This is a genomic window from Ornithinibacillus caprae, assembly GCF_009728145.1.
Classification (GTDB): Bacteria; Bacillota; Bacilli; order Bacillales; family Amphibacillaceae; genus Ornithinibacillus; species Ornithinibacillus caprae.
In genome coordinates, this window is sequence record NZ_WOCA01000004.1 from 224,793 (window position 1) to 249,757 (window position 24,965).

Consider the following 24,965-nt stretch of genomic DNA (forward strand, 5'->3'; position numbering starts at 1 on the left):
AAAGGAAAATAGCCTACTTGATGTCATTTATACTATTTTTATATATTCATGGACAAACACCGCCCCTCTTCAACTTCTTTTTCATAGATTAGCATTATCTAGTAGAAAGGAGGAGAAGAGATGTTTGGATTTTCAATGGTACAGATGGTTAGAAACAATGCAGATCGCTTAGATCGATATTTAAGAGAAGAGTGTCTTCATCTGTATCGACCTTTCAAAAGAACCCCTTGTTTTTTACACCGACCATTTGAAAATTGGTTGAAAAATACGAAAAAAATTCCTGTAATCATACAATTTCAAAATAACAATGATCATATAATAGAAGAGGATTTTGAACAGGTTAAAGATATTGTTGGAAATCACTTCAGGTGTAAACAAGGTAAGGAATTTAAATGTATAGGGTCCTGTAGTGCAACCGTTACTCCTAAGGCATTGGAAGAATTACTTTCCACGTGTAATCATATTCAAAAAGTCTATTATAATCGAGAGGTTAAAGCATTATTAGATGTTGCAACACCCTCCGTTCATGCGCAAAATGTCGTGAGGGATAATACGGAACTGACTGGTGAGGATGTAACTATTGCAGTTATTGATACGGGTATCCATCCCCATGAAGATTTAGAAGGAAGAATAAAAGGATTTAGAGATTTTGTCAATAACCGTACAGAACCTTACGATGACAATGGTCATGGCACACACTGTGCTGGTGATGCTGCAGGAGATGGTAGTATGTCAGATGGAAGATATGCTGGCCCAGCTCCCAAAGCTGATGTTGTTGGAATAAAGGTTCTGGACCGGATGGGATCTGGTTCTCTAGATACAGTAATGGAGGGTGTTCAATGGGCTATTGATAATAAAGATACGTTGGGAATTAATGTTTTATCTATGTCACTTGGTAGTCCTGCAAATCCAGCTTATCCTGATGAAGATGATGACCCAATGGTGCAAATAGTAGAAGCGGCATGGGAAGAAGGAATAGTAGTTTGTGTAGCTGCTGGAAATGAGGGGCCAAATAGAAGCACAATAGCCAGCCCAGGAATTAGTGATAAAGTCATTACGGTTGGTGCAATGGATGATCAGGATACCGTTAATCGTGAGGATGATGAGATTGCTAGTTTTTCTAGTCGAGGACCAACCATTCATGGTGAAACGAAGCCTGATGTAGTTGCCCCGGGTGTAAATATTATCTCCTTACGTGCACCAGGATCTTATCTAGATAAAGTACAAAAAAGTGCAAGAGTAGAAGGAAACTATATGGTCTTATCTGGAACATCGATGGCCACTCCAATTTGTGCAGGTGTAGTAGCTTTGATATTAGAGAATAACCGTGATTTAACACCTGAGCAAGTGAAATCAATGTTGATGGAGCGTGCAGATAACTGGGGAAATGGTGACCCTAATGTATATGGTGCAGGATATATTCATGCAGAAAATACAATCCCTTCCTAAATAAATAAGGTAGCTCCAACCCATAGAGGCTGGAGCTACTATTAAAGTGCTTCTTTGATTACTCTCTTATAATAGAGTACGGATAGAATAGCAAAAATGGAATAAAGTACTGCGTAAAGTAGCATTACAATTATCATTGGTGCCCAAAGCTCCGTACCGAAGAAAAACCATCCAGATTTAACAGCAAAATAACTATGGCTTAGCCCTACTAGTAAAGGGATTCCAAAATTGATCAATTGTTTTGCACGTATCCCTCTTAATAAGTCCCTTTGTGTAAATCCAAGTTTTCGTAAAATGGTATAACTTGATTTTTCTTCTTCACTTTCATCCATCTGTTTAAAGTAAAGGATGCACCCGGAAGTTACTAAAAAGCTTAGTCCTAAAAAGCCTACAATAAACATGATGAGTCCCATGTTTTGTTTTTGAGCTGTACTGACTTCTAGTCTAGATTCATGCCCTGCCCATTTACCAATGGTTTCTTGAAAAATCTCATCTGCATGGTCTAATTGATTTCTTTGAGTAATATCGACCCCAACATACTCTGTGAATTCACCTTGGATAGAAGGATCGATGTCTTCTAATAACTGAAGAAAAACCTGATGATCCACAACAGCTACTGGAAATCCTCCACCTGTTATACGTGTTGGAAGGATGCTTTTATCTTCAATTCTTAAGTAATCCAGTTCGATTGACTGATTCTTCCCAGATAGTTTAATATCCCCCGAATCCTTAAAGGACATAAATTGCAGAAGAGCATCATTAGAGTTAATAAAAATAGTTTCATTTTCTTGAATATCTAAGTCATCAATCTCATATTCACTTATAACTGTCATGGTAGTATTGCCAGTGTCATAATTCATATTTGTCTCGTCATATCCTTCAATAATATTACTTATATCAGCATGAGACAATATAAATTGAACCTGGGTCGACGAATAATCAATTTGATTCCTTTCAAGCTTATTCGTAAATTTCTTTGCATTTCCAACGTCAGGAATTGAAAAGTGGTTTGGTACCGATTGTTCAGCGGTTTTTTCTGCTGAATAATAAGAGATATAGCTTAATGATAATAAGCCGATTGCTAAGGCAGATACGGTTGTAATAATCGTTAATAATAATGAATTAGATTTCATTCGAAACATAATAGAAGAAAGAGATAATACATCATTTATATTGACGTAACCATCTTTCTTTTTTCTAATCAGATTAAAAATAAAGCTTACAGACCCCTTATAAAATAGGTAGGTTCCCAGGATGACAGATCCTAATATCGTTGCCATGGCAATAAACAATTCGTTCATTCCTACAAAATCTCCGCTAAATAATCTGGATGACAGGTAATAGCCAAACGAGATGAATCCAATTCCAAGAATACCTATGATTATTTGGAGGATCGACATTTTTGTAATCCTTTGTTCCGTACTAGATATGATTTGAAATAATGACAGGATACTCTGTCTTTTGATAAAGATAAAATTCATTAACATGATTAGAAGATAGATACACAGAAATACGATAATTGTTTGTATGAAAGCATTGGTTGAAAATGATAACGTAGCTTCTGCTTCTATTCCAGTGATTTTAATTAAAATCATCATAATCAAGCGTGATACAGAAAATCCAAGTAATATTCCAATGAACATCGAGCCAAAATAAAGGAGAACATTTTCTATGCTTAAAATTTGAAAAATCTTTCCTTTTGTCATCCCGATTAATTGAAATAAACCAATCTCTTTGCTTCGACGCTTAATAAACATGGTATTCGCATATAATAAAAATGTCGAAACGATAATAATTAGAAAAACAGAGGCTGTTTTAATCGCCGCAGCGCCTTTAATAGAGTCCTTTGTTTCATCCATGGCTGGGTCATATTGCAGGGTAACAAACGCAAAATATAGTGCAACACTAAATATTAACGCAAATACATATAAGTAGTAGTTTTTAATGTTCTTTTTCAAATTCCGATAGATGAGCTGATTAATGTTCATGCTGAACCCCACCTAATACACCTTGTGTTTTGATGATGTCCTGGAAAAATGCTTGTCTTGGTTGATCACCCTTATTTAACTGGGTGTAGATTTGGCCATCCTTTATAAAAACAACTCTATTGCTGTAGCTTGCTGCAAGTGGATCATGCGTAACCATAACGATGGAGGCTTCTCTTTTTTGATTCAAGTCGCTTAATTTATTTAATAAATCAGATGCTGATTTGGAATCAAGTGCTCCAGTTGGCTCATCGGCAAAAATAATACTTGGATCATGGATGAAAGCTCTTGCAGCAGAGGTGCGTTGCTTTTGTCCACCAGATATCTCATTAGGATATTTATTTTTTATATCCAATATACCAAGCTCTGTGGCAACTGTATTGAACCTTTGGTCTGCTTCTTTCTTAGAAATCTTCTTAATGGATAAAGGTAATAGAATATTTTCCTTTACGGTTAAGGTATCCAATAAATTATACTCTTGGAAGATAAATCCTAAATGATGCTTTCTAAATTCTGCTAGCTGTTTTTCTCGCATTCTTGTAAACACTTGGCCATCAATTGTAATCGTTCCTTTTGTTGGAGAGTCAATGGAAGAAAGAACATTTAATAAAGTTGTTTTTCCTGAACCGGATGCTCCCATGATACTAAGAAATTCGCCCTTTTCTACATGAATGTCTATTCCTTTTAGTACTTCTTGTTTATTAAATTTGTTTCCATAATGTTTATCAATTTTAGTTGCTTCTAATATATTCAAATGATATTCATCCTTTCTTGATTCATCTATCTAATCATTATCTTAACCAACATTGGCGACAATTTCCTTTTATTAACCTAACAAGTAAAGCAGGCATGTGACAATATCGTCACATGCCTGTTATTTGAACAAACTCATTTTTCTTCGGAAAGGATAACGTAAAAACAGAACCCTCTCCAACGGTTGATTGAACCGTGATTTTTATTTTTAAAGAAGCTGAAACTTTCTGTGCCAGATATAGGCCCATACCAGTAGAAGCATTATCTTTATGGTTCGCTGTTGATGTGAACCCTTTATCAAATATGCGCGTCATATCCTTAGGTTCAATACCACGTCCGTAATCTCGAATTTCTAAATAAGTCTGGTCATTCTTTTGATAACTTTTAATGATAATGTCACTTGATTCACTGTATTTTACGGCATTTGTTAATAGCTGACGAATTAAAAATGCTAACCATTTTGCATCTGTTAATACTTCAGATACTTCTAGAGATACATCAAACCCAATGCCTTTTTGAAAGCACCAAGACTTAAGAGCTTTAATTTCTTGGTTGATGAGAGGATCCATGATCGTTTTTTCTATGTATATATCATTATGGATAAATGGCATCCGCTTTTGATGCAGCTGTCGGTCTACTAATAAATGGATTCGTAGCCACTCATATTGTAACTGGGATCTTAAGGTTTCTTGCTCTACCCGATCAATCATTAACTGCATGGTAGTGAGCGGTGTTTTTACTTCATGAATCCATGATAGGAGTTCATCCTTTTCTTGTTCTAGGTTAGTTAGTTGTTGATCTAATTCATCTTTGTAATGTTCCGTTTGTTGGTTAATTCTTTTCTCAGTAAGTTTTTCAAACGGACTTTCAGCAGAGGAAATATTGTTTAATTCATGTGTACTATCCCACTCGTTTAAACTTCGATAAAATTTCGTTTCTTTGTTATATCGAATAACTAAAAAGATAATAAATCCTAGCATCGATAAAAAGACAATATACAATAGAGACGAGATAGGTATAGAAGCGTCAATAACCCCCATAAATATAATGAATAACTGTAGGATCATAAAGAAAATGATCCAACTTAGCCGTTCTATTAAATATTGTTTGATCATACAGTTTTCTCTTCCTTAGCCATGTACCCCTGGCCAACCTTAGTCTCTATATAGTTACCTAATCCAAGTTCTTCAAGCTTTTTTCGTAATCGATTGACATTGACAGTTAACGTATTATCACTAACAAAACGTTCGTCCTCCCATAGACTTTTAATTAATTCCTCTCGACTTACGATCGTATTCTTTCTTTCGATAAGAAACTTTAAAATATACATTTCATTTTTAGTAAGTTCTATATCTCCATTATTATTTGTGACCGTGTTCTTTAAAAAGTCAACTGTTGCACCGCACCAGGTTTTAAACGCCATTTGCTGCTCTGTATTATAGTTGTATACACGGCGAAGCACAGCTTGAATTTTTGCAATTAAGACATCGAAGTGAAATGGTTTCTGGATAAAGTCATCTGCTCCAAGCTGCATAGACATGACCATATCTGTAGGGTGGTCACGTGATGATAAAAAAATTATTGGTACATTTGAATGAGATCGAATCATCCTACACCAATGAAACCCATCGAATTTAGGAAGTTGAATATCGATAATGACTAAATCAGGTTTAAGGCTGGAAAATTCTTGGATCACTTGATCGAAATCATTAACACCATGTACGGTATATGACCACTGCGATAATCGTTCCTTTATTTCATGAAATAAAGTTGTATCGTCTTCAATAAGCATAATATTAAACAATGGTTTCACCACATTTTCTATTAGTAACTACATCTACATACTATAGTAATATGTTTGTAGCTTATGTGTAAATGAATTAGTGAACTGTTCCGAAATAGTTAGAAATCAGGTAAGGAAAAGAGGAGCTTTGCTGAAAATAGTTGTTACATGAACAACGTAAGAAAATTTGAAGGAGATGGAAAAGCAATTATAGTTCAAGCGAGTATGGCTATCTTAAATACACAACCTATATAATTATGTAATGATCAAATTCATGCTCAACATTTATTTACTTAGAAACAAACGGATTATTCGGAATCCAAAATCGATAGGGATAATCCCTTGCTTCACCAGAATTATCAATACCGATTCGTTTCCCTTGGGCTATCTTCCCGGGCTTTTTTCCTTTTGCTATGTATAACGGAGGTTCTAAGAAGGATTGTCCATAATCTTCCATGGTTATACCTAGTGCTTTGGTAAGCTTTCCAGGACCACTGGTAAGGTTTTGGAATTTCTTTACTGGGCGTCTTTGTAACATTATATGAATCCCCCTATATGGCTCCACTGCACGAATGAGTACTGCTTCCGGTTGATTAACTTTTCCACTTACCACATTAACTAGACAGTGAGTGTGCATTGTATAGGTGTATACCATGCCAGGCTGATCAAACATAATTTCCGTTCGTTTTGTTCTACGGTTTCTGTAGCTATGAGCAGCTTGGTCATATTCCCCTAAGTATGCCTCTGTTTCCACGATAAAACCTGATGTGATCCCATCTTTTGTTTCCTTCACTAGGATACAGCCAAGTAAAGATTTAGCTAAATCTATAGTAGGTTGAGAATAGAAATCTACGTCTAATGATTGTAAATGCCAATCCATCGTTATCATCGTCCTTGTATTTTTTAGTTTTGCCTTAAATATAACAAAAGAAAATGTATATCTCCAAAAAAGAAATATGGTAAGGGGGGTGTCAATAATCTTTAGATAACTCTTTAAATTTCTGAAGGTTTGTACGATAGATAGAAAGAGAGGAGGTAAAGGGGGATTGGCAGATAAAAAAGACAAAACAAACTCATGGATAAATTTGCTTAAGAAAAAGGAGTATGTTGCTAGTTTTATCATACTTTTAGTAACAATCGGTATCACCATTCTGTTACTAAAACCATATCATGCAGAATTTATAGCTACAGGCGGAATTAGCTCCGTTGAAGAATTAGGAATTGATGGTAGTGTGTATTTCACTTATGTGGAATCTGGATTGACAAATAATTATTATGAGAGAATCACCTTAGAAATGTTATATGATGATATGGAATTTATCCCGTTAGATGAGCAGGACTTAATTGCCTATGAGTACTACGAGGAAATGGGTGACCAATTTAAGGAAGATACCATTGTTAATGCCGTGGAAAGTGCAAGCTTTGATCAGTTGGCGGATCCTTCTTCAGACGATTTTTTGGATCGTGTATGGGAAATTACAAATAGTTCTGCGCAGTATAGTGGAGATTCCTTTGGATTAATGATTGCGATTGGTTTAGTCGAAGAGTTAAATCAAGAAGATTTTTCAAAGGATGGAACCTATGTAATTGCTGGAACTGGAACGATGGAAGCAGATCATTCCGTTGGTTCAATAGGCGGTATTCGGCAAAAATTGCTAACTGCAGAGAACAATGGGGTAGATATTTTCTTTATTCCAAAGGATAAACAATATTATTATGACATTAGTTTAAGCAATGAGGTAGAGGCAGAACAAGTAATAGCAGAAGAGGGACTTGATGTAAGAGTCGTGGCAGTGGAAACATTAGAGGATGCCATAATATACTTGAGAAATCTGCCATAATAGGGAGGAAATCATGGAAATTACAAGTAAAACAACCGGTAATATGTTAAAACTATTTTTAACCCTTGGTATGGTACTAAGTAGTATTTTAGTTGTGACAACATTTTTTTATGCTTATTTCTACGAGGTTTTTCTATCTATTTCGATCATTGACCAAGCGGTTACTATTATTAATGTAATTATATGGATCATAACAATCATTCTTTATTTAGTATGGATTTACAAAGTTCATAAAGATCTACGAAATTTAAATGCAACTTATCCTATTAAACCTTCTGGTGCATTAGCTAGAATATTGATACCGGTGTATAACTTATATGGATTGTGGAATATCTTTTCGACTATGGTGGACTTTTTAAAAGGAAATACCAGTACAGCAAAACATGCGAAGCGAATAGGATTATTAATTCCTTTTTATTACATATTATTTTTTGTAACGGATCTTTTAAATCGATTAATTGGTGCAGAGTTAATCTTCAATGATCATGTACTCTTTTTATCCTATGTATTGGATGCAGTATTAATGGTTGTCTTTTTAATGATGACTAAATCCATCTTTGAATCTTTAAATATCATGGGTGCTGAATATATTGCGGAGGCAGAATCAGAAGAACTACCTGGTGAAGTAATAAGTGAGGAAACAATGGAGCTTGAAAAGCCATTATAATTACCTAGGGAGGCAGTACCAACAGGTATACTGTCTCCCTATTTTAAGTTTCATAGGGAATGACATAGATTCCATCCGTTGATAACCAATCAGCATAAAGTACTTCCTTGCTACTATTATATCCTTTCCTTTTAAGTTGGTTATCAAGCCAGCTTTGGTTATAGCCTAAGCTTTTCACATTATCCGCTATTATTTCTCCATCCATAATTAATGTCGTACTTGGGTAAGCTGGTTGAGGTGGTAAGTTTAAGTCCTTCACCGTAACTTTTTGATACGTATGCTTCTTTAGAATACTTATGGAACCATTCGTCTCTAGGACGGCATAAGCAACTTCACGTATGGAAAAAATCTCACTTTGTCTTAACAGGCTTAGGAGCTGGTTAATATTCATCCGATTCTTTTTTAACTGATATCGATCTATTTTGCCATCACGAATAATTATGGAGGGATTTCCTTCCCAAAATCCTCGTAAACCTTTAAATTTTAATAAGCCCTTCTCCATCATAATCATGAGAATTCCCCATAAGAATACAGTGTGAAAAATATTTATTAAGGATACATTTTCTTCATATATGCCATTTCCTAGTAATTCAGATAAAACAATAGCAGTAATAAAGTCAAAGGGTGTTAACTGTTTAATCGTGGTTTTACCCAGTATTTTTGTGATGAAAAATAGTAAAAAGAAACCAACAACCACTTTTATAGTTAGGTCCATTACGTTTAATTCCATACATTCCGCTCCTAAAACTATATTGATCTAGTTATAGATCACCAATATACAGTTTTGTCAGTTTTAAAGATTTTATTCTTTCATCTAATATCTCGCTTGATTTGTAGAAAACTAGTTTATTAATCATAGGTGTAAGTAAATAATGAGTTTTGCCTATAGAATATAAAAAGATATAAATTTTCATATCCTGCATCTGCGCAACGAAGCTTGGCAATAGACAAGCTTCCAGAAAAAAACTTGTCGGAATCTTGAAACCGATTCTTGCATAGGATGTATAAATACCGCGACCTATATGGAGGGAATTCGATGGACATTTTAAGCAAAGTGAAGAGCTATCGGGAAGAAGAGAGACGTTTGCAGTGGGAAGGAACATTCGCGGAGTATTTAGAGATTGTGAAGGAGCGACCTGAAGTTGCCCAAACCGCACATTCACGTGTGTATAATATGATTAAAGCCTCTGGTTTAGCCGAAAGAAATGGCAAGAAAATGTATAAATTCTTCGGTGAAGAAATCTTTGGACTAGAGGATGCTATTGAAAGATTAGTAGAGGAATATTTTCATCCTGCTGCAAAACGACTAGATGTACGTAAGCGAATATTGCTTTTAATGGGACCTGTTAGTGGAGGAAAATCAACTATTGTAACCATGCTAAAGCGAGGTCTAGAACAATACTCTAGAACAGAAGAAGGCGCGGTGTATGCGATTAAGGGCTGTCCAATGCATGAAGATCCATTACACCTTATTCCGAATCATTTACGAGAGGATTTTTTCAAAGAATATGGCATTCGTATTGAGGGAAGCCTTTCTCCTTTAAATACGATGCGCTTAGAAAAGGAATATAATGGTCAAATTGAAGACGTAAAAGTAGAAAGAATATTTCTTTCTGAAGATAAACGAGTTGGCATTGGAACATTTAGCCCTTCAGATCCGAAATCACAGGATATCGCAGATTTAACAGGTAGTATTGATTTTTCTACGATTGCTGAGTATGGATCCGAATCAGATCCCCGTGCCTATCGCTTCGATGGTGAATTGAATAAAGCCAACCGTGGTATGATGGAGTTTCAAGAAATGCTTAAATGTGATGAGAAGTTTCTTTGGCATTTATTATCTCTTACACAGGAAGGCAATTTTAAAGCAGGTAGATTCGCGTTAATTAGCGCAGATGAATTGATTGTGGCTCACACAAACGAAGCGGAATATCGCTCGTTTATTTCGAATAAAAAGAATGAAGCACTGCATTCTAGAATTATTGTGATGCCGATTCCTTACAACCTGAGGGTAAGTGAGGAAGAGAGAATTTATGAAAAAATGATTAATGAAAGTGATATGGCTCATGTGCATATTGCACCGCATGCACTGCGGGTTGCAGCGATTTTCTCGATACTAACTCGGCTGAAAGAATCTAAGAAACAAGGCGTAGACCTTGTAAAGAAAATGCGCCTTTATGATGGAGATAGTGTAGAAGGGTTTAATCAAATGGATGTGGATGAACTTCGCAAGGAATTTTCGGATGAAGGAATGAACGGAATTGATCCGCGGTATGTAATTAATAGGATTTCATCGACGATCATTCGAAAAGAAGTGCCGTCAATCAATGCGCTTGATGTATTACGTTCACTGAAAGATGGATTAGACCAGCATGCATCTATTTCTCAGGAGGATAAAGAGAGGTATATGAATTATATCTCTATCGCAAGAAAAGAATATGATGAAATTGCTAAGAAGGAAGTACAGAAGGCATTTGTTTATTCGTATGAAGAATCAGCTAAATCATTAATGGATAATTATTTAGATAATGTTGAGGCATATTGTAATAAAAATAAATTACGAGATCCACTAACTGGTGAAGAAATGAATCCTGATGAGAAATTAATGCGTTCCATTGAAGAACAAATAGGGATCTCTGAAAACGCGAAAAAAGGCTTCCGAGAAGAAATTCTTATTCGTATATCTGCATACGCACGAAAAGGGAAGAAATTTGATTATAACTCTCATGAACGTTTACGCGAAGCGATACAGAAGAAGCTATTTGCGGATTTAAAAGATGTCGTGAAAATCACTACGTCTTCTAAAACACCAGATGAATCTCAGTTGAAGAAAATCAATGAAGTTATTGCTCGATTAATTGATGAATACGGATATAATTCTGTTTCTGCAAATGAATTATTGCGGTATGTTGGAAGTTTATTGAACAGATAATAACAAAGGAATATAACAAGACTGACATTTCGTTAGTCTTGTTATTTTTTAACAGAAAAGAAGTATAAGCTTTTCTTATGCTGCATAAGTGCAACTAAGGTTTTTGCCAAAAACACTTGGCAAAAAGCCAAGTATTCTAAAAACAAAAATAGGATATGGTAATGCAATAATATACATCTTCATGCATAAGATAAAGAAATATCATAACAAACCTATTTTGGTTATATGATATTTTAATAAAAGTATAGGAGGGAAAGGTATTGCAGGATCAAAGTAAGAGTTTTGTTGTCTCCAAGGAAGACTGGTCCCTCCATCGCAAAGGCTTTCAAGATCAACAACGTCATATGGACAAAGTAAAGGAAGCCATTAAAAATAATTTGCCAGACTTAATTAGTGAAGAAAGCATTATAATGTCTAATGGACGCGATGTAGTGAAAATTCCAATTCGTTCTTTGGATGAGTACAAAATTCGCTATAATCACAACAAGCAAAAGCATATAGGCCAAGGTGATGGTGACAGTCAAGTTGGTGATGTAGTTGGTCGTGAACCAGGAAAAAGCAAGACTGGATCTGGTCAAGGGAAGAAGGCTGGAGATCAGCCCGGTAAGGACTACTATGAAGCGGAAGTATCATTTGCTGAATTAGAAAAAGCTTTGTTTAAGGAATTAGAACTACCCAATTTAAAACAAAAGGAACAAGAAGAAATTATTACCGAAAAAATCGAGTTTAATGATATCCGCAAAAAAGGTCTGATGGGGAATATCGATAAAAAGCGAACGATATTAACAGCATTAAAACGAAATGCAACGGAAGGGAAAGCTGAAATCACCCCAATTTATAATGACGATCTACGTTTTAAGACGTGGAATGAAGAAATCAAGCCAGAATCTAAAGCGGTTGTTCTAGCTATGATGGATACTAGCGCATCCATGGGAACGTTTGAAAAGTTTATGGCAAGAAGCTTCTTCTTTTGGATGACGCGGTTCCTACGTACGAAGTATGAATCAGTAGAAATTGCATTTATCGCACATCATACCGAAGCTAAGGTCGTCTCCGAAGAGCATTTTTTCTCAAAAGGAGAGAGTGGAGGAACGATTTGTTCATCAGCTTATGACAAAGCATTAGAATTAATTGATGAGAAGTTCAATCCATCCCGCTATAATATCTATCCATTTCATTTTTCTGATGGAGAGAATATCACATCCGATAATCCAAAATGTATCAAACTAGTTAATGAAATTATGGATGTATCGAATATGTTCGGATATGCTGAAGTAAACCTATACAATCGTCCTTCCACACTAATGCGAGCGTATCAATCTATTGATAATGAGAAGTTCCGTCATTATATTATGAAAGAGAAGAAAGATGTGTACCATGCTATGAAGAAATTTTTTCAAAAACAAGAAGCATTCGTTTAGATTTTTAGATTAAAAAGCCCCCTGTTTGGGGGTTTTTATTGTATGAGCGTGCTTTGGTTAGGTGGTGAGTTTTCGGGTTCTCGGTATCAGCAGATATTTTGGTTAATTCAGCAGATACGGACATTAATTCAGCAGATGTAGATCTTAATTCAGCAGATGTAGATTTTAATTCAGCAGATAGAGGCATTAATTCAGCATTTCGGTCCATTAATTCAGCATATCCACCCACTAATTCAGCATTTCTCCTCACTTATTCAGCGAAGTGCTTATTCCAAGTCACCCCCCCCAAATTTAATCCGCTACCTCAATCTTATAAACACCACGATCAGTGCTAATTAAAAACTTTTCTCCATCAAATTCATACAACGAGTCATCCTGTAATGGGATTTCGTACATGGAGGCTGGAAGTGGCTCGGTATTACTAGTTGCCTCAGGTGCAATGTTTCCATCACCATTTAGTTGTAACGTGTGCATGGGCTCATATTCATCTATTCTACGTGTGTTTCTGGAATAAGAAATATCTTGTAGGTTTAAAACGGTTTGGTCAAGATCATCCATTTCATGTTTGGTTACTTTTATCGTTTGTCCATTCCATTGTTGTAGTAAGTCATTGAATTCTTCAATCGATAAGAAATTCTGGTCCATATTATCCCTCCTACTATTAGACTATCCCTGTTAAACACATTCATTCAGACGAATAAATGTTGCCTTGTGGTAATTTTTAACTTGAGTTAGTATGTATAACAATTGACAGGAATTGTCCAATTATGATATTAAAAATATAGATTAGCACTCGGATGGTTAGAGTGCTAATTCAACTATGCTAAAGGAGAGGTTATTCATGGGAAAAACGGAATTTAAAGCAGAATCCAAACGATTACTGGACTTAATGATTAACTCTATTTATTCTCAGCGTGAAGTCTTTTTGCGGGAGTTAATTTCCAATGCTAGTGACGCAATAGACAAAATATATTACAAAGCTTTAACCGATGAAAAGCTTAACTTCAACCAAGATAATTACTACATAAAAGTAGATCCTAATAAGGATAAAAGAACGTTAACTATTACGGACACTGGTATTGGTATGACGAAGGAAGAGCTGGAGAATAACCTTGGTACCATTGCAAAAAGTGGGTCGTTATCCTTTAAAAATGAAAATGAAATAAAAGACGGTCATGATATCATTGGACAGTTTGGTGTTGGTTTTTACGCTGCCTTTATGGTTGCTGACATTGTGACAGTAATTAGTAAGGCATTGGACAGTGACCAAGCCTATAAATGGGAATCTCAGGGATCTGATGGTTATACGATTGAGCCAGTTGATAAGGGCGATGTAGGAACCGAAATCATTTTAAAAATTAAAGAAAATACTGATGAAGAATCCTATGATGAATTTCTTGAAGAGTTTCGCTTGAAAGAAATCATCAAAAAATATTCCGATTTTATTCGTTATCCAATTAAAATGGACGTTACTGAAAGAAAGCTAAATGAGGGTAGCGATGACGAATACGAGGATGTTATTGAAGAACAAACCATAAATAGCATGGTGCCAATTTGGCGAAAAAATAAAAATGAGTTAACCGAGGAAGATTATACAAACTTTTACCAAGAAAAACGATATGGTTTTGATAAGCCATTAAAGCATATTCACGTAAGTGTAGATGGAACCATTCGGTATAATGCTATCTTATACATTCCAGAAAATAGACCATTTGATTATTACTCACAGGATTATGAAAAAGGTCTAGAGTTATATTCCAATGGTGTGCTGATCATGGAAAAATGTGCAGACTTAATTCCAGATCATTTTAGCTTTGTAAAAGGTCTAGTGGACTCAGAAGACTTATCCCTAAACATTTCTAGGGAAATGCTCCAGCATGATCGACAATTAAAGCTAATCGCAAAAAACATCAGTAAAAAAATAAAAACACAGCTACTAAACCTACAAAGAGATGAACGTGAACAGTATGAAAAGTTCTATGAAGCATTTGGCAGACAACTAAAATTTGGTGTGTATAATGACTTTGGAGCAAATAAAGATGTTTTAAAAGATCTTCTCATGTTCTACTCATCTAAAGAGAAAAAACTAGTTACGCTCGAGGAATATGTATCAAGAATGCCTGAGGAGCAAAAATATATTTACTATGCTACTGGAGATTCATATGAAAAAATTGAAAAGCTTCCGCAAACTGAATTAGTAGCAGATAAAGGCTATGAAATTCTTTACTTTACAGAAGAAATTGATGAATTTGCCATTCGTATGCTTATGAACTACAACGATAAGGAATTCAAATCTGTATCAAGTGGAGATTTAGGTATAGACTCAGAAGAAACAAAAGAAACTGAGAATGAAAAAGAAGAGAATAAAGAACTGTTTGATTTAATGAAAGAAACACTTGCAGGAAAAGTAAAAGAAGTACGCGTATCTAAACGGTTAAAAACACATCCTGTTTGCTTATCTGCTGATGGTGAAATTTCCATTGAGATGGAAAAGGTAATTAACGCAATGCCTGACAATCAACAGATTAAAGCGGAAAAGATATTAGAAATTAATACAAATCATGAAATCTTCCAAGCATTAAAGCAAGCATTTGAACAAGATAAGGAGAAAGTAAAATTATTTACAACCATATTATATAACCAAGCACTTTTAATTGAAGGATTACCAGTAGAGGATCCGGTTGAGTTTACAAATAATATGTGTAAAGTGATGGTTTCATAATAAAAAAACAGGCCCAATTTGGCCTGTTTTTTATCGTAACACTTGATTTAATACTTCTAAATTCCTGTTCATTAAACTAAAATAATCTTCTCCATTAGCAATATCTTCATCAGTTAATACAGATAAATTGTGTAAATACATTGCTTCTGCATTAATTTCTTCACGAATTACCTCAGCAACCTTAGGTGTAATATTCTGTTCAAAGATAATATAGTTAATATCTTTTTCTGTTGCTAGATTAATAAGTTCAACTAGGTCTTTTTGAGATGGTTCATCACTCGAGGATAGACCTGCGATTGGGATTTGGTGAATTCCATAAGTCTCCTCCCAATACCCATATGCAGCATGGGATACGACCATCTCTGGGTTTTCTTTTTCCTCTACTAATTCATGAAAAGCATGATCTAAATTCTCCAGCTCTGTTTTCAAAGCTTCATAGTTTTGCTCGAAATCTTCGGTTGCTTCTGGATGTAACTCAACCAAAGCATTTTTAATATTCTCAGCTAGTTTAATAGAACGATAAGGGTCTAACCAAACATGAGGGTCAAGATCACCATGATCATGTCCGTGATCGTCATGTTCAACTTCATCATCATGGTCATGGTCTTCCTCATGAGATTCCTCTTCATGTTCATCATGCTCATGATTCTCGTGCTCGTGATCCTCGTGTTCATGATCTTCGTGCTCATCCTCATGTTCGTGACCTTCATGCCCGTGATCATGTTCATGCAAATGCTCGATAGTTTCTATATCTTGAGTTGCTTCTATAAGTACCACATCTTCATTTTCAAGAGCCGATGAAATTTTTTCTGCATAAGGTTCCATCCCTAAACCGTTAAAAATAAATGCATCTGCTCTTGCTATTTCAACCATTTCTTTGGAGGTTGGTTCATACGTATGGCTATCAGAGCCTGGAGGAATAATGCTTTCAACCTCGACGATATCCCCTCCGATTTTTTTAGCAAAATCTGCTAAAGGATACAAAGTTGTATAGATTGTTAATTTGTTTTCCACTAATTCTGTGTCATTATTATTTTCTCCATCAGAATTAGAAGTTTGTTTAACTTCAGTGTTACAGCCTATCAAACCGATTGTTAGAAATAATACCCCAAGTATTAATCCGATGTATTTTTTATTCATTGTTCATCTCCTCTTCATTTGCTATTCAAAATTATATCGGAATCATTACGGTTTGTAAATAGTAATGATTCCGATTTGTTTTTTGTAAATATATATGCGAGCAAACTACTATTATCCATACTATTTTTGGTGTTCCTATATTTTAATGTAAATTTTGCTCCCAGATTTGCTTTGTGAAATAATAAAAAACGTAGATATTTCTAAGGCAAATAAACAAAGATCTATTTGAAAATTGATGGATTCCTCCTAATTTAGTTAACAACTCGGTTCCATCTTTATAGTTGGAGGTATTTTGGTGGATAGCTTAATAAATATATTTAAAAAAATTACTTACAAAAAGCTTTTATATTACATCTTTATGATAATTTGTTTTGTCGGATCCCTTATCTTTGTGAACAATAATTATTCTTTCTATGAGCGTACTATAGCTCAAGTAATCACAACAAACCTTGAAGAGGAAGTTGAAATAAGTGACCGACATAATAATGAAGATCGTCTATTTACACAGCATATTATTGCTGAAGTAAAAAATGGTCCAAAGAAAGGCGATCAGATCCACTTAACAAACGAGTATTCCTTATCTGGTGCTTATGATCAGGAATATCATGTTGGAAATGAATTTTTTGTATTAATTGACAAGGACTCCGAAAAAAAAGCAAAATTAACTGGGTCCATTACTGATGTAAAGCGAGATAAAGTTCTTGTACTTGTCACCTGGATTTTTATTTTTACGCTATTATTAGTTGGAAAAAGACAAGGAATGTTAGCAATTATTAGCTTGGTAATTAATGCTGTCTTGTTATCATTTGCATTAGATATTTATGTGAATACTTTTAACGTAAATTTGTTATTGATTTGTGGGATCAGTATAATATTGTTTACAATGATCTCATTATTACTGGTGAATGGTTTTAATGAAAAATCATATGCAGCAATCGTTGCAACCCTGTTGGGAACTTTTCTCTCTTTAATAATAACTTACCTTGTCTTCGTATTAACTTCCGAAAGAGGTCTTCGTTATGAGGAAATGCAATTTCTAACACGTCCACCTCAATTGGTATTTATGGCAGGATTATTAATAGGTTCATTAGGGGCAGTAATGGATGTAGCTATTACGATGTCTTCCTCTATTTTTAGTTTATATGAGAAGAATCACAATATTTCAGTAAAAGCACTTAAAGCTTCGGGGATGGAGATTGGAAAGGATATTATGGGGACAATGACTAATATTTTATTTTTTGCTTACATTAGTGGATCTATCCCTATGATGATTATCTATTTGAAGAACGCATCTACACTGTCATTTACCTTTTCTATGAACCTTTCATTAGAATTAGCACGTGCCCTTGCTGGTGGTATTGGAATCGTGTTAACTATCCCGATAGGTGTATATATATCTATATATTTTGTTAACCGAAAGAGGACTAGATCATGAATGTATTAGTAACTTTATCAATCATATTATTCTTATTAATGATCATGATAGGTGGGAAGAAAGGTGCACGGTCTTTTATAGCTTTATTTCTAAATTTTAGTGTGCTGGTCCTTACCATATTTTTTATGTTGGATCCTAATGCAGATCCAGTAGTAATCACCTTGATCGCATGTGCTGCGATTAGTTGTATCAGTCTGTTTTATATTAATGAAGTAAACATTAAAACTACCACCGCATTTATCTCATCTATTATTACAGTGATAATTTTACTGCTGTTTATAGTAATTGTGACTAAAAAGGCTATGATCCAGGGATTTAGTGAAGAAGAATCAGAGGAATTAAGTATTTATTCTCTTTATATTGGAGTAGATCTTGTAAAAATTGGAACGTCCGTAATTATTATGAGTACGATAGGTGCTATAACGGATATTGCCATTTCTATTACATCACCCATGCGAGAAATTTTTCATCATAACCCAACCATAAGTAGAAAATCACTATTTATGTCTGGTCTAAGTATCGGGAAGGATATATTAGGGACAAGTGCTAATACGTTGTTTTTTGCATTCTTTGGAGGGTATATGGGGTTGCTTATTTGGTTTAAAGATTTATCGTATTCTACAGGGGCAATCGTAAATTCCAAAGTATTTAGCGCTGAAATGATAACGATACTTTGCGCTGGAATTGGCGTAGCTCTAACAATTCCTATTAGTTCCGGAATTACGGCATATTTATTAGTGAAAGGAAGAGAAAAAAGTAAAGAAACTTAACCATCCGTATAGTTATAAAAATATATGTACAAGTATTGTTCCTTTCCATGCTTTTTCCTGTTCATCATTTCTTTTTCACATCATAAAATATAAAAAGCAATCATGGAGGGATCAACTTGACGGAATCAAAGGAGCTAACTAAAGCGATTGATGAAATTACAGAAATAGCATCCGGATTTGGTTTAGATTTTTACCCAATGCGCTATGAAATCTGTCCTGCTGATATTATTTATACATTTGGGGCGTACGGAATGCCAACTCGATTTTCACACTGGAGCTTTGGAAAACAATTTCACAAAATGAAACTCCAATATGACCTTGGTTTAAGTCAAATTTATGAGTTAGTAATTAATTCTGATCCTTGTTACGCCTTTTTATTAGATTCCAATACGCTAATTCAAAATAAATTGATTATTGCTCATGTATTGGCACACTGTGACTTTTTCAAAAATAATGTACGATTTTCTAATACGAGACGCGATATGGTTGAAAGTATGACAGCTACGGCTGAACGTATTGCCAATTATGAAATGATCCATGGAAAAGATGAAGTGGAAAGCTTTCTGGATGCGGTACTATCAATTCAAGAGCATATTGATCCATCCATAGTAAGGCCGAAGCTTCCATCTTATGAGATAGAAGAAAAGGAAGAAAAAAAGATGAAACAACAAACACCTTACGATGATTTATGGGACTTGGATCATGTGAAATCAGATATTGAACCAGCGGCAAAGGTACGTAAAAAGTTCCCACCCAAGCCAGAAAAAGATTTATTACTCTTTATTCAAGAATACAGTCGCGAACTTGAGGATTGGCAGCGAAATATTCTAACCATGATGAGAGAGGAAATGTTATATTTTTGGCCACAGTTAGAGACAAAGATCATGAACGAAGGCTGGGCTTCCTACTGGCATCAACGCATCTTGCGAGAAATGGATCTAACCTCAGAAGAAACAATCGAGTTTGCCAAACTAAATGCAAGTGTTGTTGCGCCATCTAAACAGCAAATTAATCCATATTATCTCGGTTTGAAAATCTTTGAAGATATTGAAGAGCGCTATAATAATCCAACCGATGAAATGAAGGAACGTGGAGTAGAATCTGATTCTGGTAGGGAAAAGATTTTTGAAGTTCGTGAAATCGAGTCGGATATTTCCTTTATCCGAAACTACCTTACCAAAGACCTTGTACAGCAAGAAGATATGTATTTGTTTGAAAAACAAGGGGAGTATTATCGTATAACAGATAAGGATTATGAAAATGTCAGGGACCAGCTTGTATCCATGCGGGTAAATGGTGGGTTTCCTTATATCACGGTAGAGAATGGTGATTATATGCGGAATGGAGAATTGTATTTAGTGCATAGTTATGAAGGGACAGAGCTTGATATAAAATACTTGGAGAATGTATTGCCGTATATTTATCAACTATGGGGACGGAAAGTGTATATGGAAACGGTTGTGGATGATAAGGAAGTGGTTTATTCGTTTAATGGGGATAAGGTTTACCGGCGGTTGATGTGAAGGACTATTGTGGAATGAGAGCTTGATATATTTATCGAGCTCTTTTTTATCGTAACTATTCCTAATAAATTTCTAAATCTTTTTTAACTGATGGATGACAACAGCTCCCGATACCCATGCTTCTTAAAGGAAAATTAGAAAAAAACACGACAAAGAATCACTTATATATTTACAAAATTCTTGTCGGAATCTTGTTTAGGGGAATTATCCCACTCATTTAGCGGTTAGAGTTTTGATCATATTGTTCAGCCCATTTACAAAAACTTAACAAATAGTAAATTGAATATATAAGCAAATCATTATATAATGATTTACAAATTGATAAAGGTGGTGTTAGGATATGTTAAAAACTTCAATTGAGATGGATAAAGCTGCAAGTATATTAAAATTATTAGGAGACAAAACTCGTTTAACTATGATGAAAATACTCGACAAACATGATTGTTGTGTTTGTGAGTTTGTGGAGATCTTTAAGACCAGTCAACCTTCAATCAGTCAACACTTACGTAAACTAAGGGATATAGGTTTGGTTAAAGAAGAGCGGAGGGGTCAATGGATTTTTTACTCGATTAATAAAAGCAATGAATATTATCCATTTATTGAACAAATTCTAAATCAACTACCTAGTCAAGATGATAAATTAAAAGAATTAGAAGAACAAGGTGCACGAATAACTTGTTGTTAATTGGGGGTAACGAAATTGTCATCAATGGTTATACTAGCCATATTAATCTTCTTAGTCACTTTAGTCCTAGTCATCTGGCAACCAAAAGGACTGTCAATTGGCTGGTCGGCATGTGGTGGAGCTGTATTAGCATTACTTGTAGGAGTCGTAGGTTTTCAAGATGTAATAGAGGTTACAGGAATTGTATGGAATGCAACATTAGCATTTGTAGCTATTATTCTTATTTCATTAGTTTTAGATAAAATTGGATTTTTCGAGTGGGCATCATTACACATGGCAAGAGCTGCAAAAGGTAATGGGATCAAGATGTTTGTTTATGTCAGTATTTTAGGGGCGATAGTTGCGGCTTTCTTTGCTAATGACGGTGCAGCGTTAATTCTAACTCCGATTGTACTGGCGATGGTTAGAAATTTAAATTTTAAAGAGAAAATGGTATTTCCATTTATTATGGCAAGTGGATTTATTGCTGATACAACTTCACTGCCACTTGTTGTTAGTAACCTGGTAAATATTGTTTCAGCAGATTTCTTTAATATTGGATTTGTAGAATATGCAATGAGAATGTTTATTCCAAATCTATTTTCACTCGTTGCAACTATAGGTGTCCTCTTATTTTACTTTAGAAAAAGTATCCCTAGAAATTATGATTTATCTCAACTGAAGAAACCAGCTGAAGCAATAAAGGACCAAAGGATGTTCCAACTTTCTTGGTACGTTCTTGGAGTACTATTAGTCGGTTATTTTGTCAGTGAATTCATCAATCTTCCGGTTTCTATTGTGGCTGGAATAATTGCAATCTTCTTCTTGCTGATGGCAAGAAATAGTGCGGTGGTTAATACGACTGCTGTTATCAAAGACGCACCATGGGCGATCGTTTTTTTCTCTATTGGAATGTATGTTGTTGTATTTGGATTACGAAATGCTGGATTAACAGACATTTTAGCAAGTGTTATCCAACTTGCGGCAGAGGAAGGATTATTTGTAGCAACTATTTCAATGGGATTCATCGCTGCAATTCTTTCATCGATTATGAATAACATGCCAACTGTTATGATTGATGCTATCGCAATCGCGGAAACAGACACAACAGGTGTTATTCGAGAAGCGTTAATTTATGCCAATATTATCGGTTCTGACTTAGGTCCAAAAATCACACCGATTGGTTCACTAGCAACTTTGTTATGGCTCCATGTACTATCACAAAAAGGTGTGAAAATATCATGGGGAACGTATTTTAAAACAGGGATTGTTTTAACACTACCAATATTATTTATTACATTATTAGGTCTTTATTTAACATTAACTATACTTTAATAAAGGAGAATCATCATGGCTAAAAAAGTAATCTATTTTTTATGTACAGGTAATTCTTGCAGAAGCCAAATGGCAGAAGGCTGGGCCAAAAAACATCTAGGGGACGAATGGGAAGTAAAAAGCGCAGGAATTGAAGCTCACGGTCTAAACCCAAATGCTGTAAAAGCGATGAAAGAAGTAAATATTGATATTTCGGACCAAACGTCAGATATAATTGACTCGGAAATTTTAAATAACGCTACAATGGCAGTAACACTTTGCGGAGATGCAGCTGACAGATGCCCGATGACACCTCCACACGTTAAACGTGAGCATTGGGGGTTTGATGACCCAGCAAAAGCAGAAGGAACAGAAGAAGAAAAATGGCAAGTATTCCAACGCGTTCGTGATGAGATTGGCGAACGCATTAAGAAATTTGCGGAAACAGGTGAATAATTAAAAAGCCATGAACGTTTGTTTCATGGCTTTTCCTCTAAACAATAATATAAGTATATACTTATAATGATGAGAGGAGTTGAATGTTATAAAAAAAAATGAAATCTACGATCCTGCGATGTGTTGTTCTACTGGGATATGTAATCCGAGTGTTGATCCTAATTTGACACGAGTAGTGTCAGCTATCTATTCTCTTGAATAAAAAAACTTTATTGTTACTAGGTATAATTCAGCCAATGAATCTGCCAAATAAGAAATACCTAACGAACTGGTTCGATCTCATCGTGGGGTGAATTCTGAAGACAACAACTTACTAGCTCACTTCCCGATTCGATTTTATCAAATCCTAACCTTCCCACCTGATATCAATTTATAGATGGATTAAAAAAATACTATTGTACTATTAATAGGTTTAGATGCGCATAAAATTGTTAGTTTGTATAACAATATCCAATAAATAGAAATAAATATTGGAGGCTACTTTAATGAATTATAGTCAATATTGGAATGAAATTTATGAAAAAAGTAGAGATTTAAATTCAACGCTTATTTCTTATTGGCAGCAATACTCCTTTATAGATTCATGGCAGTTTTGGTTTGTATTATCATTGTTCATAATCCCATTAGTAATTTTGTATTTTGCATTGGATCGAACTAGAATTTTTGAAATATTATTTTTTGGTTATACCGTTCATATCCTATGGACATATGTAGATACAGTGTTAGGGTCCACTACTCTATTTGTCCATAAATACTTTTTAATTCCCCTATTACCTTTTGCCTTAAGTTTGTCTTCTGCATTGCTTCCGGTTGGGTTTTTGTTAATTTATCAATACTGTACGAACAATAATAAAAATTTCTACCTCTTTACCATTCTTATTAGTGCTATATTTGCTTTTGGATTTGCTTCTCTTGAAAGGTATATGGGCTTAGTCGAATTTAATAATGGGATGAATCAATTTTATGTTTTTTTGATTGATATCATCATAGCAGTGGTTGCGTTTTGGTTAACCAAATTTTTCCTGAAACTAAGGGATAACAAACATAAAAATAAGTAAGGCTTAGTTCTTTCAAGTAGTAAAGGTTACTAAATGATGTACAGCTTAGAGACAACCTCTAAGCTATTTTCATATGTTTAAAATTAAGTTATAAGGGAATCTATTTTGTATTAGTAAATAGACTAGGTTAAAATAGGAACTAAACGTTAAAAAATACATAGAGGTGAGTTCATGTTAGATTGGGTAAATGAGGTAAATTGGGCTGAGCTGATCGTTGATTGGGGGACAATCCTAATTAGACTAATAGCTATAGTCATCGTTTATTTTATTGTTAAATCTATTGGAAAAAGAGCAATTGAAAAAGCCTTTCATAGGTCGGAAGATTTGTCTGCTGGGCGTTCCAAGACACTACAATCGATAAGTGTTAATATCTTTTCTTATTTTCTATTTTTTATTCTATTGGGGATTGTATTTCCATTATTCGGTTTAGATATAATGGCATTATTAGCTGGTGCGGGGATTGTTGGTTTAGCTATTGGTTTTGGCGCACAAGGATTAGTTAGTGATGTTGTTACAGGTTTTTTCATTTTATTGGAGAAACAAATAGATGTAGAGGATTATGTTACATTAGCCGGTAAGGATGGAATTATCGAAGAAATCGGTTTAAGAACAACTAAATTACGGGGATTTGATGGCACACTTCATTATATTCCTAACAGAGAAATTACAAGCGTAAGTAATCATTCAAGAGGAAATATGCGTGCTTTAGTTGATATAGGTATATCTTATGATGACAATATTGACCAAGCGATGGATATTATTCAACAAGTTTGTGATCAAATTGCAGAACAAGAAGAAGACATCATGGAAGGTCCAGACGTAGTCGGTGTACAAGCACTAGGTACATCAGATGTAGTAATTCGTGTAATTGCTAAGACAAAAAATATGGAACAATGGGCAATTGAGCGTAAATTGAGAAAAGCTATTAAAGAGTCTCTTGATCAAAATGGTATTGAAATACCATACCCACATCAAGTGTATATTACTAAAAGTAATTAATATATAACCCACTATCACACTGATATGCTCCCCTATAGATAGGCAGATTAAAA

At 34.7% G+C, this 24,965-nt stretch carries 23 protein-coding genes and 1 pseudogene; 15 read left to right on the top strand and 9 right to left on the bottom strand.

Annotated elements, in window-relative coordinates; all coding sequences use genetic code 11:
- The first annotated feature begins 120 nt into the window (after positions 1-120).
- Positions 121-1,449, top strand: coding sequence for a S8 family peptidase (locus GMD78_RS07680; RefSeq protein WP_155668235.1), 1,329 nt, complete (start codon positions 121-123; stop codon positions 1,447-1,449).
- A gap of 41 nt (positions 1,450-1,490) precedes the next feature.
- On the opposite strand, the gene GMD78_RS07685 is transcribed toward GMD78_RS07680, so the two are convergent.
- From GMD78_RS07685 to GMD78_RS07705, 5 genes are all read right to left on the bottom strand, one after another.
- Entirely contained in the window at positions 1,491-3,437 is a 1,947-nt protein-coding gene (locus tag GMD78_RS07685; RefSeq protein WP_155668236.1) for an FtsX-like permease family protein, read from the bottom strand.
- Complete coding sequence (locus tag GMD78_RS07690; RefSeq protein ID WP_155668237.1) at positions 3,427-4,188, bottom strand: ABC transporter ATP-binding protein; 762 nt, start codon at positions 4,186-4,188, stop codon at positions 3,427-3,429. Before GMD78_RS07690 ends, GMD78_RS07685 begins: the two co-directional genes overlap by 11 nt.
- 109 nt (positions 4,189-4,297) lie before the next feature.
- Positions 4,298-5,302, bottom strand: a complete 1,005-nt coding sequence (locus GMD78_RS07695) for a sensor histidine kinase (RefSeq protein WP_155668238.1) — start codon at positions 5,300-5,302, stop codon at positions 4,298-4,300.
- Complete coding sequence (locus GMD78_RS07700; protein WP_155668298.1) at positions 5,299-5,991, bottom strand: response regulator transcription factor; 693 nt, start codon at positions 5,989-5,991, stop codon at positions 5,299-5,301. The genes GMD78_RS07695 and GMD78_RS07700 overlap by 4 nt, the downstream gene beginning before the upstream one ends.
- 268 nt (positions 5,992-6,259) lie before the next feature.
- On the bottom strand, positions 6,260-6,850 hold the full coding sequence (locus GMD78_RS07705) for a DNA-3-methyladenine glycosylase (RefSeq protein ID WP_155668239.1): 591 nt from the start codon (positions 6,848-6,850) through the stop codon (positions 6,260-6,262).
- Between the two features lie 166 nt (positions 6,851-7,016).
- On the opposite strand from GMD78_RS07705, the gene GMD78_RS07710 reads away from it, so the two are divergent.
- Positions 7,017-7,811 carry a S16 family serine protease gene (locus tag GMD78_RS07710; protein ID WP_155668240.1) on the top strand — a complete coding sequence of 265 codons (795 nt, stop codon included), beginning with the start codon at positions 7,017-7,019 and terminating at the stop codon, positions 7,809-7,811.
- Positions 7,812-7,824: 13 nt separating this feature from the next.
- Positions 7,825-8,478 carry a DUF4328 domain-containing protein gene (locus tag GMD78_RS07715; protein ID WP_155668241.1) on the top strand — a complete coding sequence of 218 codons (654 nt, stop codon included), beginning with the start codon at positions 7,825-7,827 and terminating at the stop codon, positions 8,476-8,478.
- A 43-nt stretch (positions 8,479-8,521) separates the two neighbouring features.
- On the opposite strand, the gene GMD78_RS07720 is transcribed toward GMD78_RS07715, so the two are convergent.
- Positions 8,522-9,208: a DUF421 domain-containing protein gene (locus tag GMD78_RS07720; protein WP_155668242.1), complete on the bottom strand. Its 687-nt coding sequence runs from the start codon at positions 9,206-9,208 to the stop codon at positions 8,522-8,524.
- A 306-nt stretch (positions 9,209-9,514) separates the two neighbouring features.
- Between GMD78_RS07720 and GMD78_RS07725 the strand changes: the two genes are divergently transcribed.
- Positions 9,515-11,410, top strand: coding sequence for a PrkA family serine protein kinase (locus GMD78_RS07725; protein WP_155668243.1), 1,896 nt, complete (start codon positions 9,515-9,517; stop codon positions 11,408-11,410).
- Positions 11,411-11,670: 260 nt separating this feature from the next.
- Positions 11,671-12,831 (top strand): sporulation protein YhbH, encoded by a 1,161-nt coding sequence (gene yhbH, locus GMD78_RS07730; protein ID WP_155668244.1) that lies wholly within the window; start codon positions 11,671-11,673, stop codon positions 12,829-12,831.
- A gap of 4 nt (positions 12,832-12,835) precedes the next feature.
- Here the strand turns inward: yhbH and GMD78_RS07735 are convergent, their stop codons facing one another.
- Together GMD78_RS07735 and ymzB are read right to left on the bottom strand one after the other, a co-directional pair.
- A complete protein-coding gene (locus GMD78_RS07735) occupies positions 12,836-13,060 on the bottom strand; it encodes a hypothetical protein (RefSeq protein WP_196493757.1) in 225 nt (74 codons plus the stop codon).
- 62 nt (positions 13,061-13,122) lie between these two features.
- Positions 13,123-13,476 carry a protein YmzB gene (ymzB, locus tag GMD78_RS07740; protein WP_155668246.1) on the bottom strand — a complete coding sequence of 118 codons (354 nt, stop codon included), beginning with the start codon at positions 13,474-13,476 and terminating at the stop codon, positions 13,123-13,125.
- Between the two features lie 196 nt (positions 13,477-13,672).
- On the opposite strand from ymzB, the gene htpG reads away from it, so the two are divergent.
- Positions 13,673-15,553, top strand: a complete 1,881-nt coding sequence (htpG, locus tag GMD78_RS07745) for a molecular chaperone HtpG (protein ID WP_155668247.1) — start codon at positions 13,673-13,675, stop codon at positions 15,551-15,553.
- A gap of 30 nt (positions 15,554-15,583) precedes the next feature.
- Here the strand turns inward: htpG and GMD78_RS07750 are convergent, their stop codons facing one another.
- Positions 15,584-16,693: a metal ABC transporter solute-binding protein, Zn/Mn family gene (locus tag GMD78_RS07750; RefSeq protein ID WP_155668248.1), complete on the bottom strand. Its 1,110-nt coding sequence runs from the start codon at positions 16,691-16,693 to the stop codon at positions 15,584-15,586.
- Positions 16,694-17,051: 358 nt separating this feature from the next.
- On the opposite strand from GMD78_RS07750, the gene GMD78_RS07755 reads away from it, so the two are divergent.
- The 9 genes and pseudogenes from GMD78_RS07755 to GMD78_RS07795 all read left to right on the top strand — a co-directional run bounded on the left by GMD78_RS07755 (position 17,052) and on the right by GMD78_RS07795 (position 24,912).
- Entirely contained in the window at positions 17,052-18,128 is a 1,077-nt protein-coding gene (locus GMD78_RS07755) for a YibE/F family protein (protein WP_155668299.1), read from the top strand.
- Positions 18,125-18,898 carry a YibE/F family protein gene (locus GMD78_RS07760; protein WP_155668249.1) on the top strand — a complete coding sequence of 258 codons (774 nt, stop codon included), beginning with the start codon at positions 18,125-18,127 and terminating at the stop codon, positions 18,896-18,898. Before GMD78_RS07755 ends, GMD78_RS07760 begins: the two co-directional genes overlap by 4 nt.
- Before the next feature lie 116 nt (positions 18,899-19,014).
- Complete coding sequence (locus GMD78_RS07765; RefSeq protein WP_155668250.1) at positions 19,015-20,421, top strand: SpoVR family protein; 1,407 nt, start codon at positions 19,015-19,017, stop codon at positions 20,419-20,421.
- A gap of 340 nt (positions 20,422-20,761) precedes the next feature.
- Complete coding sequence (locus GMD78_RS07770; RefSeq protein WP_155668251.1) at positions 20,762-21,106, top strand: ArsR/SmtB family transcription factor; 345 nt, start codon at positions 20,762-20,764, stop codon at positions 21,104-21,106.
- A 24-nt stretch (positions 21,107-21,130) separates the two neighbouring features.
- Positions 21,131-22,420, top strand: a complete 1,290-nt coding sequence (locus tag GMD78_RS07775) for an arsenic transporter (RefSeq protein ID WP_155668300.1) — start codon at positions 21,131-21,133, stop codon at positions 22,418-22,420.
- A 15-nt stretch (positions 22,421-22,435) separates the two neighbouring features.
- A complete protein-coding gene (gene arsC / locus GMD78_RS07780) occupies positions 22,436-22,855 on the top strand; it encodes an arsenate reductase (thioredoxin) (protein WP_155668252.1) in 420 nt (139 codons plus the stop codon).
- A gap of 88 nt (positions 22,856-22,943) precedes the next feature.
- Positions 22,944-23,054, top strand: a pseudogene (locus GMD78_RS07785) (arsenic metallochaperone ArsD family protein); the annotation flags it as partial.
- Between the two features lie 286 nt (positions 23,055-23,340).
- A complete protein-coding gene (locus GMD78_RS07790; protein WP_155668253.1) occupies positions 23,341-23,913 on the top strand; it encodes a hypothetical protein in 573 nt (190 codons plus the stop codon).
- Positions 23,914-24,084: 171 nt separating this feature from the next.
- Positions 24,085-24,912: a mechanosensitive ion channel family protein gene (locus GMD78_RS07795; RefSeq protein ID WP_155668254.1), complete on the top strand. Its 828-nt coding sequence runs from the start codon at positions 24,085-24,087 to the stop codon at positions 24,910-24,912.
- Positions 24,913-24,965: the final 53 nt, after the last annotated feature.